This window comes from Leptospira sarikeiensis, assembly GCF_004769615.1.
GTDB classification, from domain to species: domain Bacteria; phylum Spirochaetota; class Leptospiria; order Leptospirales; family Leptospiraceae; genus Leptospira_B; species Leptospira_B sarikeiensis.
This window is the reverse complement of sequence record NZ_RQGF01000030.1, coordinates 127,934-143,032: the sequence shown is the minus strand read 5'-3', so window position 1 is coordinate 143,032 and position 15,099 is coordinate 127,934. Positions and strand designations below refer to the sequence as shown.

Annotated in this window: 9 protein-coding genes; 6 read left to right on the top strand and 3 right to left on the bottom strand. The window is 36.8% G+C overall.

Annotated elements, in window-relative coordinates; genetic code table 11:
* Positions 1 to 5 precede the first annotated feature (5 nt).
* The 4 genes from EHQ64_RS15595 (at position 6) to EHQ64_RS15580 (ending at position 9,415) form a co-directional block, all read left to right on the top strand.
* Positions 6 to 827 (top strand): DNA/RNA non-specific endonuclease, encoded by an 822-nt coding sequence (locus tag EHQ64_RS15595; RefSeq protein ID WP_135650731.1) that lies wholly within the window; start codon positions 6 to 8, stop codon positions 825 to 827.
* Positions 828 to 1,085: 258 nt separating this feature from the next.
* Positions 1,086 to 8,081, top strand: a complete 6,996-nt coding sequence (locus tag EHQ64_RS15590) for an RHS repeat-associated core domain-containing protein (protein WP_135650730.1) — start codon at positions 1,086 to 1,088, stop codon at positions 8,079 to 8,081.
* Positions 8,082 to 8,106: 25 nt separating this feature from the next.
* Positions 8,107 to 8,718 carry a hypothetical protein gene (locus EHQ64_RS15585; protein ID WP_135650729.1) on the top strand — a complete coding sequence of 204 codons (612 nt, stop codon included), beginning with the start codon at positions 8,107 to 8,109 and terminating at the stop codon, positions 8,716 to 8,718.
* Between the two features lie 88 nt (positions 8,719 to 8,806).
* Positions 8,807 to 9,415: a hypothetical protein gene (locus tag EHQ64_RS15580; RefSeq protein WP_135650728.1), complete on the top strand. Its 609-nt coding sequence runs from the start codon at positions 8,807 to 8,809 to the stop codon at positions 9,413 to 9,415.
* A gap of 392 nt (positions 9,416 to 9,807) precedes the next feature.
* On the opposite strand, the gene EHQ64_RS15575 is transcribed toward EHQ64_RS15580, so the two are convergent.
* Genes EHQ64_RS15575 through EHQ64_RS15565 form a run of 3 tightly spaced genes read right to left on the bottom strand, consistent with a single transcriptional unit; the run spans position 9,808 to position 14,258 of the window.
* Positions 9,808 to 12,792: a DEAD/DEAH box helicase gene (locus EHQ64_RS15575; protein WP_135650727.1), complete on the bottom strand. Its 2,985-nt coding sequence runs from the start codon at positions 12,790 to 12,792 to the stop codon at positions 9,808 to 9,810.
* On the bottom strand, positions 12,789 to 13,565 hold the full coding sequence (locus EHQ64_RS15570; protein WP_135650726.1) for a Hachiman antiphage defense system protein HamA: 777 nt from the start codon (positions 13,563 to 13,565) through the stop codon (positions 12,789 to 12,791). The genes EHQ64_RS15575 and EHQ64_RS15570 overlap by 4 nt, the downstream gene beginning before the upstream one ends.
* Positions 13,566 to 13,598: 33 nt before the next feature.
* Positions 13,599 to 14,258, bottom strand: a complete 660-nt coding sequence (locus tag EHQ64_RS15565) for a tyrosine-type recombinase/integrase (protein WP_135650725.1) — start codon at positions 14,256 to 14,258, stop codon at positions 13,599 to 13,601.
* Between the two features lie 151 nt (positions 14,259 to 14,409).
* On the opposite strand from EHQ64_RS15565, the gene EHQ64_RS15560 reads away from it, so the two are divergent.
* Both EHQ64_RS15560 and EHQ64_RS15555 read left to right on the top strand, forming a co-directional pair.
* Entirely contained in the window at positions 14,410 to 14,835 is a 426-nt protein-coding gene (locus EHQ64_RS15560) for a TIR domain-containing protein (protein ID WP_135650724.1), read from the top strand.
* Entirely contained in the window at positions 14,835 to 15,083 is a 249-nt protein-coding gene (locus EHQ64_RS15555; protein WP_135650723.1) for a hypothetical protein, read from the top strand. The genes EHQ64_RS15560 and EHQ64_RS15555 overlap by 1 nt, the downstream gene beginning before the upstream one ends.
* The last annotated feature ends 16 nt before the right edge of the window (positions 15,084 to 15,099 follow it).

Here is a 15,099-nt window from a genome sequence, read left to right as displayed (position 1 = left end):
ACATAATGAAGACATTAATTACAGTTATAATAGGTATATTTTGTATCTCATGCGAATATACATTACGATTAGAACCTTTATCTTTCATTGAAAAAGATAATAGTAACGTGATTAACGATAAAAATTGTCCTTTAGGTATGCCGATCTCAAGGGGGAAGATTTCTTTGATTGGTAGAGATGGCTATACCTCCGGTTATAGCGACATTCATAAAACTTCTATCTGGGTCTGTGAAGAGATGACTAAGGAGGAATTGGTAGGAAACGCCAGGAGAAAGAATAGATTCTTACCTGATCCAACCATCCCACGGAACAATAGAGCTGAACTGTCCGATTATAAAAACTCTGGATACGATCGAGGTCATTTGGCTGCAGCAGATAATTATAAGAATGATCAAAGATTAAATGACGAAACGTTTTTCCTATCGAATATTTCTCCGCAAATTCATTCTTTTAATGCTGGCATATGGAAGAGATTTGAGCAGAAAATTCGCGATTGGGTTAAGCAATACGGGAAAATTTATGTAATCACGGGACCACTGTATTTTGAAAACTCTCATGAAGCTTTGGAATCTTCATTCATGCAGAAATTTATTGGGAAGAATAAGGTCGGGGTTCCTTCTCACTTCTATAAAATTTTAGTGAAAGACGAAAAAGATATTTCTATTTTAGCGTTTGTCATTCGTCACGAAGCATCTTCTTCGAAAGTGCAATTAAATACGTTTCTAACTTCTGTGGATTGGATAGAAAAGAATTCCGAAATTAATTTTCTCCCAGCGTTACCTGTTACTCGAGAATATTTAGAAAGTAGAGTTGGTGAGTATTGGTGAGGAAGTTTAAAATTTTATAATAAATAATTCTGACTGTAATTATGACCGGTTTCTATTCAAAAGGTTCCCTGAGTAATAGATTTTTTAAAAGAAAATAAATCTGTAGTAAATGCTTCAGTCATTAAATTTATTCCATATCTATAAATTTTTTTGACATATTTGCCTCGGACTTAGGTATTAGATTATGCAAACCAGTAACGTAAGTCGCTTATTAAGAAGAGCCTTACGCAATTGGTTTATGTTTCTTGAGAGATAAATATGCGACCAAATAATAGAGTTTCAATCGCTTTCATCGTAGCTACATCAGCTTTCTTCCTAATTGCTTGGAATCCTTTAAAACCTATTTTGAATTATTTCGCTTCCGTATTCACAGGCGGTGAAACAAGTATTCCTCTTCCTTTGCCGAACGTCCAAGTCGGAATTAGTGGGAAACCTGCTTTTTCATTGAATATACAAGTTCCTCCTGGAGCAGGCGATATTGTACCAGAGATCGCAATAAATTATACATCTGGAGCCGGCCAGTCTATTCTTGGTAAGGGTTGGAATCTAAGTGGTTTTCCTAGAATATCTAAAAATCCAAACTTAGGAGTTCATTTTGGCTCTTCCGACGGATACAGTTCGAATCTTTTAGGAGATCTGATTTCTACTGGGACCGGTGGAGTTTATAGAACTAAAATAGAATCATTTTATAAGGCCACTTTTGACGGAACTGCTTGGAGTCTTAGAAATCCTTCCGGTGTGATCTATGAATATGGAAGAAATAATGCAAGCGGTTATAATTCTATTATTCAAGGGGATTCTGGTCCAGTTGCTTTTTATATAGATAGGGTTCGAGATACATTCGGTAACGGTTATGATATTACGTATACTTCAGATACTTTAAATTCGGATGAGCCTCTTCCGCAAGAGATTAAGTATGCTAGAGGAAATGCTCGGATTACATTTACTTATTCGAATCGTTCTAATAGTTGGAAAGAGCAGATCTTTTTTCTAACAAATAATTCTCTTCGAAAAAAAGTTTTAAGCAAAATTCAAGTCTATGCGAACGATTCCGGCGGCTCAGAACAACTCACAGATACATACGACTTTACTTACGATTCATCCAGTGAAATAGGTCCTTTACTTATTTCTTTTGAGAGAGAAAATTATAAACCTCTCGTTTTCAATTATACAGAAAGAACAAATCAAAGCAGCATTTTAAGCTCCAGTAGTAAGAACTTTGATCTTTCTTACAAAGCCGAAGACCCTGATATACAATCAGATTGTGCAGCGACCCAGACCGCTTGTTTATGTACGGCGAATTATGCCTGCCTGATTGCATCTGGTGGACTAGCTCAGGCTATTTGCGGATCTGGGATTATGAATTATCAAGATATGTGTGCGAATGGTGTGACCACGTCCTTCGTAACTCCTGCAGACACTAATGGTGACGGAGTTCCAGAGATCGTCCGTGTAAACGGTACGATGACGAACCAGAAATTCTCAGTAACTCCATTATCAGATTGGGAAACAGCAACCGGAAACTCATTAACTTCTTCAAATACATTGGTAGGAAGTCATATCGGTATCACTGTTAAAGGGAGAATCTTGCCGGGGGATTATAATGGAGATGGAAAGTCTGACTTTCTCGTTTTAACGGACAACGGAGATCCGTTAAAAGTATATTATGGTCCTGATTTCAGTTCGATGAAGTATTCTGTAGTAACGGTTGCCGGCTTAAATGCGAATTCTACTGTTACAAAGCAATTTGTAGCAGATATTAATGGGGACGGAAAGACGGACTATATCCAAGCCAATTCGAGTAATAATTTAGTAATCTATACTTCAACCGGATCTGGTTTCCAATTATTACAGACTTTAGCTATCACTAATTTCGGAACAGAATTCCAGCAGATGGTAGATTTCGATAGAAATGGAGTTCCGGATTTCGTGCGAATCAACGGGACTACTTCCAAAGATTTTATAGTTACTTTTTTAGATTTTCAGAACGGAACCTTGCAGGCTTCTGAAACTACAAAAGTATCTCGCACTGATTTTGGAAAGCAAGGCGATCAATTTATCTCAGACATAAACGGAGATGGTTATCCAGACTTTGCTTTCTTCGCTATGACCGGTAGCCAGGGAACTGTTTCTTATTATCCGTTTACTGGCAGAAGTTTTTTGACGAACGGAGCAAGTCCTCTCCAAACGATCAATGTAAACAAAGCTTATGCTAGACAGGTTTCGGGAGCAGCGACCGTCACGTACGTAAACGTTGATCTTTCCGGTGATGGAATTAAAGATCAGGTTTCTTATAATAACTCGAATGCTTCTAGTCCGTTCTTTAATGTTCAGATTTACGATACTACTCAGGCGAAGTATCTAACTGCTGTTAAGGTCCCCTGGAATCAAGATGTATCCACTGATCTAAACGGAGATGGAGTTGTAGATATTCTACGAGCAGACTCTACAGTTACTCAACAAACGGACGCAAACGGAGCCACGATAACGGATACAGTGACTAAATTTCAAAGTACGATCACTAATGGATCTTACTCTGAAGTCCCAATCGATCTCAATTCGTATATAGCTACATCTTCCAACTCCAGCAATTCCTCAACTATGGGATATTTTAATTGGAGAAACCCCAAGGACTTTATCGATTTAAATTCAGATGGGAAGTCGGACTTCGTTAGATACGATGCTTCTTCTTCTACTTTATATGTTTCTTATGCGACGTTGGATTCCAATGGATACATTACATATTCTGCAAGCGGTGACGATACTTGGTCTACTGGTGGTTATTTATTGTCTATAGATGCTAACGGCGATGGCAAGCCGGAAATGGTCGGGATGAACGCAAGCCAAGTCAATTTGGTCACTACAAAACAAAGTAGTATTCCAGGAGTTCTGACGAATGTTGTAAGATCTTTTCCTTATGAATCAAGCGTTCAGCTTCATTATATTCGATTTGACCAAGCTTTACCAAGTGGGCTTTTAACGACGATACAGAATGGGTCTAGTTCTTCAGCCGGGGACTTGGCTCTTGGGCTTGAATACCAATTGGCTAAGAACCATACTGGAGCAATCCAACCGAGTCTTTATGATTCTTCCAAACCGCAATTTCTTCCGTTTACAGGCGCGGATTATCTTGTAACAAGACTGACCCAAAAAGCAGGAAGCTCTACTTTAAGTTCAGATAGTTACAAGTATTCAAATGGAAGGTTTTATCTGAATGGATTTAGAAATTCTTCTTATGCGGGCTTTCAGCAAATTACGAATTTGGATGAGATCTCGAATGAATCTGTAGTCACGAATTACGATCCGAGTTTTATAGAAATGGTAGGAATTCCTACCTCTCAGATAAAATCTAAGAACGGGATCAAACTAAGCGAATCCACTAGTTCCTATGCAAAGACAACATCTGCTTTAGGCGGCATCTTAATACAGCAAACCTCTGATACTCAAACGAAGTATCAAGGAGGACAGGCTCTCTTTACAACTTCATCTTCACATTCTTACGATACTTATGGGAATGAAACCTCTAAGACGATTAATATAAATGGGAATATAGTCGTTCAATCGACCACGTATCAGAATAATTGGACTTCAGGATTTATAGGTCAGCCTACCGAATTACAAATTACGAGTAACGGACAACTAGTTTCAGATAAGAAAATTAGTTATTCCAATTTCCAGGTTTCTCAAATCCAAGATTTGGTTTCTAACGGGGTATGGAAGACGAATTCCATACAATCCTACGACTCATATGGAAATCCTTCTGTGACGAAAGATGCCAATGGGAATGTAAATACGATCGAGTATGATTTGATAACCTATAAGTTCCCTGTAAAGATTACAAACTCACTCGGGCATGTGATCCAAAGAACAAATGATTATACAACCGGATTGCTTTTAACATCTACAAACGGGAATGGCGGAACTTCCAAAACAGATTATGATAAATTTGGAAGACCTATTGCAAGTTATCTTCCTGGAGAAACGGATTGGTCGGAAAAGATTGAGTATGAAAACACAGGAGATCTGGAAAGCCAACTCATTCGAAAAATATTCAAAAGAACAAATGGAATATCTTGGCAAGAAGAGACTTCGAACGTGCTTACGAAAATCTCTAAGAAGAGAAGTAGTTTAGTAGATAGTTCAGTATTGGTGGAAGAAGCGTATCAAAACCAAGAAGGACAGACGATCAAGAAAATCGATCCATATATCGAAGGATCAAATCCGTTCACTTGGACTACTTACACCTATAATACAGAAGGGAATTTAACTACTTCTCAGAAGAATGACGGAACTTCTACCCAAATTGAGTTGGATGGCCTTTCTACTACAATTACCACTTCCAAAAATGGAAATCAAATCGATCAACTTGTGGAAATCATGAATTCATATGGCAAAGTAGTTTCCAGAACAAGACAGGGAAAAACGATTCAGTTCCAATATGGAGCAAATGGAAAGGCTTCACAGATCATAGATCCAGAAAATGGAGTTACTACCATCGCAACAGATCTTACCGGGAGACAAACAAGCGTAACCAATCCTAATTCGGGAACGATCACTACTACATACGATGCAACTACAGGTAATGTTTCTTCTCAAACGTATGCAAATGGATCGAAGATCCAATATAGTTACGATGTGTTAGGGCGACCAACGTTTGTGCAAGGAATCGGATTTCAAGGAGAAACGATCGGTCATACCTATGAGTACGATTCAACAAATGCAACAAACGGGATAGGAAGACTGACAAAAGTTACGGACCAACATGGAACGACAGAATTCGGATACGATATTCGAGGGAATATAACCGCATTTCAAAAACATTTAATAGATGAAGATTTAACGTTCCTAATCCAAAAGAAATACAATCTTCAAAACCAAATCGAGGAGATCACGTATCCGGATGGAAGCATCGCTAAGAACGTCTATTCAGAAGCTGGATACTTATTAGGGATCAAACTCACGCCAGCGGATGGAAGCGGATCAGATTTCTCAGTCGTTCAATACTCGGCGAATTTTGAAAATGGCAATTTAAACATCCAAAGAATTCTTGGAAACGGAGTAATCACAAACATCGACTACGATCCGGTTCAAAAAAGAACGCTGGGTCTGCAGACGGTGAAAGATTCTTCCACTTACGAATCCAAGACTTACGGGTATGATGACAAAGGAAACTATACTCAAATCCAAGATATTGTGAATCCAGTCCGAAGCCAGACATTTAGCTATGATGATCTAAATCGACTGACATCAGCAACGGGAGTATATGGAACAGAAACTTACCAATATTCTAATGCAGGGAAACTGCTAAAGAAAGGAAATTTAACATATTCCTATGGAGATTCTTCTCATACAAATGCAGTAACGCAAGTTGCAGAGAATGCTACGACTTATACCTACTCGTATGATGCATCTGGGAATATGGTTAATCGGAATGGACTAAGTTTAGCATATGATCCATTCCAAAAATTGAAAAGAATAGAAACCACAGATCAGGGAACCATTAACTTCGATTATGATTTCACAGGAACAAGAATACGCAAGACATCTTTAAATGATGGAACCAAAACGATCTCACTAGGTGGACTATACGAAGTAGTATTCGTTTTAGGAAAAGATCCAAAGCATACTCTATATTTTAAGGGAGAACATGGCGATCTAGTTGGTCAGTGGACAAGGGTGGATGCAGATTTAATAAGTAGCGTTACGCTTCCGTCCTCATTCCTGACAACGGGGCAAGTAGCGCTCAATACGCTGGCTTGGAATATTACAGATCTATCGATTAAAAGTGCCAAATACTTCCTTTTTGCGAGGGAATCAATGGTAACACTTGCATTGGTCTTCTTATTTTTCGCCTTCTGTTTTGGAGTCCTTCATTTAAGAGAAGGAATATGGAATTCGGTGCTAAAGTTTTCAGCACCGCTTTTAATATTATCTTTATCTAATTGTTCAATATTGATTCCAGGAGGAAACGGCAATCCACCTTGGGAGGAAGTTTTACTCATAGATTCCAACACACCGAGTGTGAGCACAGGATCAGGCGCTGTATTCCCGGTTGATGGGTTCTTGTTCTTACATCCCGATCATTTAGGATCAATTACAATGGCTACGGATGGAAGTGGAAATAGGATCACTGGCGGAACAGAAGCAGGAGCATCTCACATAAGTTATGATCCATATGGAGAGATTGATCGATCAGATTCATTTGGTCCGGATATCTTTAGATATAAATATACAGGTCAGGAAGAAGATAAAGAAACTGGTCTGTATTATTATAAAGCAAGATATTACGATCCTATAATAGGAAGATTTTTGCAGGCCGACGATCGATTAGATGCAGGTAATCCAGATGGGATGGATGTATATATGTATACCGAAGGAAATCCAACAAGTAATGTGGATCCTAGTGGTCATAGTTGGGTAAGTAGTTTATTCAGCAGAAATGGATTAGGTTTCTTGAATTTTAGTATTAATTTAAGTGGATTCTTGCAAAGAGCATTCTACGTAAGTAGTCAAAGATATAGTGATTTTGGAGATCGATTCCTTACTTCCTTCGTTGGGAATGGAGATGCAGTAATGGGAACTCCTATCCAAGGAGGAAGAAATTCGAAAGAAGGAAGTTGGTTCGATAGGCAAGTCACCGACCCGATCCAACATATGAGTACACAGGAATTAATAGTAGCGGGGATTGTGTTTGCAGTTAGTGTTGCTGCCGCATATTTTATTGGACCTGAGGCTGGCGGAGCTATTGAAGCTTCATTTACTTCAGCAATGGGTGTAGGAGAAGGTGCTACTCTTTTAGCCTCAGTTTTTGGATTTGTGGCTGATGTAGTAATTGGTCTTGAATTGACACTATTAGGAGCAAATCTTGCGGAAGCCTTAGGAGCGTTGTCAACGTCTTCCCCTAATAATATATACTACGATAAGGATGCTGGCGTTGCGATGAAGGACATAGGTGCAAGTGCTGCGGACATGGGAGGATTGGTTGGCTCGATTTGGGCTGCCTCGGAGAGAAAAGTCACAAGGCTGTATATCGAATCAGAACAGACCGGTCGCCCTGCTTACGAATCTATAGCGATGGGAGGCCCAGCTATGGAATCTGAGTATGCAAATATGCGAAACGTTGTATATATTAGAGAAGTTCAAATGAAAATTTTGGTGGCTCCGACTTTAGACTTTTATCTAAAGACTGCAGGTGGATTCTTGGCGACTTGCGCTATTTATAAAGGAAATAAAAATCATGAATGTTCATTCTAAATCCAATGAGTCTATAGGATCTATAATGAAATTAATAGCTTTAATTCTTTTTTCTATTATAGGATCTGTTGGTTGTATTCTTTCAACATCACTGAATTCACCGATGACTACATTTCAAAACCCAGCAAATGTTGAAATGCATCTAAAGAAGAAGGTCATGTTTGTATGTGAGTGGAGTTATTTAATTAACGGAAATCCTCTCGAGGCACAATTTCAAAAAGGATATAGTGAAAAAAGTACAAGAAATTTGAAGGCCGAGTTTGACAAATTAGATTTTTTAACTTTTCAGACAGATGGAGATGACTTCGATTATAAATTAATAATAAAGCATAAAACAGAAAGTAATACTAACTTTGGCCTGAATTTTTTATCGGCAATCACTCTATTAATAATACCAGGAATGTCGGAAAAAAATTATCAAATAGACTATCAGCTTTTCGATCGAAATGGAAATATAATTAAGAGGTCCTCATTTAGGGCCGGTCAGGAATATTATCAACAGATACTTTTGATTTTTGTTATGCCCTTTAAGTTTCCTTTTTCTGAAGAGAATAATGTTCTCCGTCATTTTGCAAAATCTGTGACGTCTGATCTATATCACGAACTTTTAGAGAATAAAAAAAATACTCCACTTTGATATTTTTACTATCTCGGGAATGCCGTAAACTCACAACTATGATTCTGCAGAGCCTTGGTAACTGTTTAATTTTATATAAAAGGTAATTATGATAAAGAAATCTTATTTGCTGTTAGCTCACCTGTGTGCAATTTTGTTTCTCTTTAACTGCGTCTTTTTTGATACGAAAATTGACCCAATTTATACACGTCCTTATATGGATAGAAAGCTAACGAAGAAAATTGCAGTCCAGATAAATGGTCTGAAAGATAATACAAAGTTTGTTAGCCAAGGGGTAAAAAAGATTAGCTTAGGAGGAGTAACAGCGAATGTATATACAAAGAAACCACCTACTTTAATTCTGAAAGAAATAATAGTTTCCGAGCTTACCAATGCTGGTCTTTCTATCGAAGACAAATATGAAAACGATAGAACCCCTAAAATTGAAATTTTTCTTAATGTATTTTTTACTGAACCGGAAATGGGCCTTTTTGCCATTTCATATTTCGGCGTTATTGATACCGACGTAATCGTTACTATTCCGGGGGAAGGTATTTACAAAAAGAACATCAAATCAGTTGGAGAACAATATTCACTAATAGTAGAATTATTTAGTGAAGGGGGATTTGAATTAGCCATGCAAGATTATTCGAAAAAATTTGTATACTCAGTGGTTGAGCTATTAGGGGAGTCGAGATATTACAATGAAGCTAAATAAAGTAATTTTATATTTTTGTCTTTTTATCCCAGTATTCTCTGCAGTTAATTGCTTTTATTCTTTATATTATATCAATACATCTGAAAAAGCAAATCAACGATGGGAGAAGATTGATTCCAATCAATACAAAGAATACAAAGATCTGTGGTACGGCCCTAAAAAGAAACCTATATGAGTTGTAATTGATTTTTCACTTAGATGCACCTTTCTCAAGATTACTTTGTTGGATTAATTCGATCCGCCACGAATGAATTTCTTCCGACAAAGGAAGCAGGCAGAATTTAAGAAAATTATTTATATTATTCTTCCTTCTTGAAATCCGAGCGCTGGGAACTTTCATAGCTCTTTTGAAAACACTATGATTTATTTCGTCTCCTTTACGACATTACAATCTAAAGCAGAAATCTATTTTGTAAGACGCTTATAAACGAATTAATTTTTTCCAATGATATATTAGGTATATTACTATCCATTTGCGATATTAATTGATTACCATTGGCTACTAAGTATTCCCTTAATGATTCGTAATCGCTATGACGATATCCTGCTCCATATAGCGCGCTAGAAAGACCTAAAACAGCCTCTCGATCAATTAATCCCATATTTAAAATGTCTAATTGCAATTCGTTTGACAAACCAAACTGAAGAAGAGACGGCCAAACTAAAATAGAATTTGGAAGTAGATTGTCTTCGATACGAATTTCAGCAATTTTTATAATCGTTGATATCATTCTGTGAACATTGAATGAAAGAAAAGAATTTATTAATCGCAAAGATTGATAAACTTCTATTTTAAGTCCTGCTGAAATTTCGGAATACCAGTTTCCTTTGATCCACATTTTGATGACTTCTTTAATATCATCATTGCATAATTGCAACTTTTTATTATTTTCCAAGAATTCTTCTAATTCAGTTTCATATTGATCCAGATTAAAGAGAACTGTATCGAGTATATAAGAAAGCCAGTCGGTATCTAAAGGGTCTAATTGCTTTTGCCAGATTTCATCTTGAAAGTCAATTTTGTCGTTTATCTCAATGAATAGTCTATACGTAGCCCCGGACTTTTTTAGATACTTAAAGTTTCCATTTTGGATTAGAGATTTAATTTTCTCGCCTCTGATCTCGAATAAGGAATTTAAAGTATTTTTCTCCTCCGTATTTAGCTGCGTATACGAAAGGGTAGCAACTAAGAGATCTTTAATTAATTTTTCGAAATCAGTAATATCAAACTCTTCAGAAAGTAAATCTACAATTGATAAATCTATAGAATCAATTAACTTCTGAATAGATTCATCGGCCTCCTCTATAGTTTCATCGGATAACAATATTCGCTCTTTAACTATTATATCAGTTAGTTCTTTCACAAGATTATAAAGAGCGCCTTTGATTGGCTCATAATTATTATCTTTTATTAATAGTTTAATTCTTTCGAAATCTTTCTTGTTGGGAATAATAATTAACCCCTTTGTTTCTTTCCCAGCGCGACCAATGAGATTCTTTAAATCTCGTAACTGAATCGGTTCGTATTTGGTAGGTAGTTTCGGATTAAATCTGTCGATAGAATGAAGCACCATGGTTTTAATCGGCAAATTTACACCTTCAGCCAAAGTGTTGGTACAAATTACCAATCTTATATAACCATTGCGTAGTGAATCTTCAATGATTTCCCTTATTCCTTGGGGGAAGTCTCCGTGATGAAAAAGGAATCCTTGAGCTATAGATTTTGTTAACAAGTATTCTTTTCCAAAAATTTTGGAAAAATAAGATACTAAATTGTTTAGAAACTCTTCCGATGCAAATTTTATTAATGGATTCTCTTCATAGTAGGACAATTGCGATAGGGCTTCCTTAACTAAATACTCAACTCCGATATTACCCCTTTTATGTGGAGCAAATAAAGCGACATTCCCCGATTTAATCGCTTTTAATGACACTGCCACTGATCGTCCCGCGTTAGTATCTATTTTCTTTTTTTTGCCGGGCTGAGTTAAAACCAGCTCTTCATCAAACAAATACTTATATAATTTATATCGCTGTGGGTACTTTAAAGTTGGATTTACATCCAAGTAGTAACCGCGCTTTTTTCCTCTCATTTCTTCGAGAAATGCAAAATCCAGATGAGTTGGGCGGTAATCTGAGTGAATACTAGAATTCTCAACTCCACCCAACCAAGTGTTAATAATTCCCAGATTTGGAACGATTGCAGAAATGAAAACAAAGCGAATCGAAGATTGCTTTCTGGATTTCAGCCTTGTTAAGAGAAGTTCATAGCTTAGTCCACGCTGCCTATCTTCAAGAAGGTGTCCTTCATCACATATAACAAGCGAGAATTCTTTAAGGGACTCAGGAATGGAATTTTCGAATACTAAAAACTTTTCAGGTGTTGCTATTAGTAAGTTAACTTCTGATATCGATTTTTGTTCGTCCGGAGTTGGAAAATTCCCTCCATAAATAGTTTTTGATTTAATCCCAAGGCTACTTAAGTCTTTTGCAATAGAATTCTTTAACTCTGATGCAAGCGCGCGAAAAGGAGCGAGATAGAGGATTTTTGCTTCAGAGTTAGTCTTGCACTCATTATAGATTATTAGCTCATTCAGAGAGCTTTTTCCAGAGCTAGTTGGCATTTGGAGAGTTGTTGTGTTGTTCGTAAGAATCCCCTTATCAAGCGCTTCACGTTGTGAAGGAAAGAATGTCCAAATAGGAAACGCCTTATCTATATTTCTCTTAATAAACGGTTTCCAGAATGATTTATTATCGTTTTGCACCAAAAGGTCGTGCCACAGATTATTCTTACTAAATTTCTTCATCAGCGATAGGCCGAGAGAATATGAAAAGTAGATAATAATATTTTCTCCGAAATAATACTCAGCTTTCTTTTTGAATGCCATTATTAATGATTCAATTTGTTGAATGTCCCCGGTCTTCAAGTATTCAATTAAATATCTACAATAAATATTTTTTCTGTCTAATTTTCGAGACAAGAAGCAAGATATAAAAATTTGAATATTTTCCGAATACATATTCGGAGGATACAAATTTGAAAGTATCCATGAGGAGGAAGGATAGTCCGAGAGATAGTATAAGCCTGCTGTGAAAAGCATATTTAACTCTCTATTAATACCGCTGAAATGATCTCGCTTATTTTCTAAAGAGAAGATTTCTAAAGCTTTTGCTAATGCCAAACATTCCTTTTGCGCTTCCGCTGAAATTATTTCATCTTCTATAATATTTAGAGCGTTGTTCATTACGCTAATATAAAAGTAATCGATATTAGGTAAAAAAGTATATTCTGCCTGCTTAGTGACTGGAAGCTGGAAGTCTATGAAGGATTGCCATGACTCCGATTCTGCAATCCAAACATTCAATGTATTCGTCATATCGTCCCATTCCTAAAGATCGACTCAAAAGTTTGCTCGTACGCTTCTTTTAATTTTTCTATAGAAAACACTATTACAATAATATTGTGATTATTTTCTATTGCTTTGGATTCTTCTTCTTTTAAAAACCTTTCATCAATGAAAGCGTATGCTTTGTTCCTAATATCGTAACCGCCGTATTTGGCCGGATTCTGAAATCGTTCCAATCGAAGTTTTTCCTTAATGTTTCCTTCTTTAGCATACATTCTTTCCAACCACTTTAAAGTAAGCGCAAGTCGAAAAAGTTTATCATCGGCTGCCCCATCGATAGCATCTTGAATTCTATGTTTCTTCTTCGATGGGGTAGCTTTCATTTTTGATTCAATGGATATTAGGAAATCTTCAGTTGAAGCAGTTTTAAAATTTTTTCTGTAAAATAGAATACAATCAGTGTGGAGAGAAGCCTTGTTTTTGTCTTTCCATCTCCATTTTAATGGGCCATATACTGGCTTCTTTTCTTTCTTCGATTTTTCACTGGCTATTAAAAAGCTGCATATCTCGCCAAAGTCACCCGACATTATACTTCCTTTATCGGGCAAAATGTACTCTCTGAGAAACTCAGTAGGGGTGATTTGATTTAAATTTGCTTTATCTTTTAACTCGACGTCACCTATGTAAAATGTTCTAAAATGTTTAAAAATACTTTTTACTAGTTCACCGTGTTTATTATTCTTTAACGAATATAAGATATAATCGGCCTCATCCGTTCGGGTGAAATATTTCAGTATACTCATAGTTAAAATACTTATCTAATTTGATGTTTACGCTTACCAATTTAGGAATTCATTAGCATCGAAGTATGGTTGAGTATAAAATTTTGAAGTGGTAATTGGAGAAGAATGTCCTAGCACTTTTTGGGCAGCAATAGAGCCTGCCTTATCCAACATCTTTTGCCCAACGGTGTGCCTCAGAGCATGAGGATGAACTTTTTTCCCTTGGCATGTCATTACATCCCATGAGCTTACTATTCTTTGAAGACTTCGAGTTGTGAGAGCTGTCCGACCAGTTTGATTCCTTTTGGGACGAGATAGGAAGAACATGTCAGAATGAATTTCAAAAGTAGAATGGTATTTTTTAACAATTTGTAATGAACCTTCTGGGATAACAGCGAATCCGAGTCGACCGCCTTTCCGAATGAAAGTCACAAGAGTTTCTCCAGTAGGAGCTTTTGTTAAATTAGAAAATCGTAAAGAAATAAGCTCTTTAGCCCTAAGGCCAGTTTTGCTCAAAATAGCGAAGATAGCTTGGTTTCTGTAATCTTCTTCAGTCTTAGGTTTTGAGAAGCGTCGAGTAAGCTCTCTCATTGATGCATCCGTTAGACCCTTTCCAAACATGGGAGGGGGAGGCGGCCCTCCAGAACCACGTCCTCGACGTTTCCGGACAGATTCTATACTTACAATTTTCTTTAAGTTAGCCGCTACACCCATACTACTCAAAAAAATAGACGATTATGTATCGGTGTCAAGAAAAACGCTTGAAATGGTCGTATTTCAGGTCATTTTCAATGTCCGAAATGTTCATGAAAGCGGACATTGAAACGACTATTTAACAGAACCTGGAGCGGTTTAGGAAATTTGAATGAACGATGATGGTGAATTTGTAGTCTTTATATCTCACGGGAAGAGTCATTTATGGAAAGACGTTGCTCGATATATCGAAAATGAATTAGAGTTTCGAACAGTTATTCTAGCTGAAGCAATAAATCGGGGAAAGACGGTAATTGAGAAATTAGAAGAAGAAACTGAAGATTGCGATTTTGCAGTTATTCTTATGACCGCAGATGACGAAACACGAGCAAGACAAAATGTTGTTCACGAAATTGGCTTCTGCCAAGGCAAACTTGGTAGAGAAAATGTGTTGGTTCTCTTGCAAACGGGAGTCGAGAAGTTTACAAATATCTCAGGAATTGTATATGAAGAATTTACTGGCGATAACATTAAATCAACATTCCACCGCATTAGTAAAGAGTTAGAAGATGCTTATGAAGAATTTTCGGAAGAGTAATGAAAGGGATAGTAGAAGCCATTAGTAAAATAAACGGATTCCTTGCGGTAAAGACTGAATTCGGAGAATATTCAATCGTTGAAGTATTATCTGGCATTTCGATAGAGGTTGGAGATAAAATTTCTGGGAACTTAGAATCGCTTGGGGGTGAAGATTTACTTCATGAAAGTGGCGAGGTATTTGGCGGATTTATCCAAGATTATCATTGCGATCAGCAACGGGCTGTTTTCCTTCTGAAACAAAAATAAAAAATTTGAAATAAGA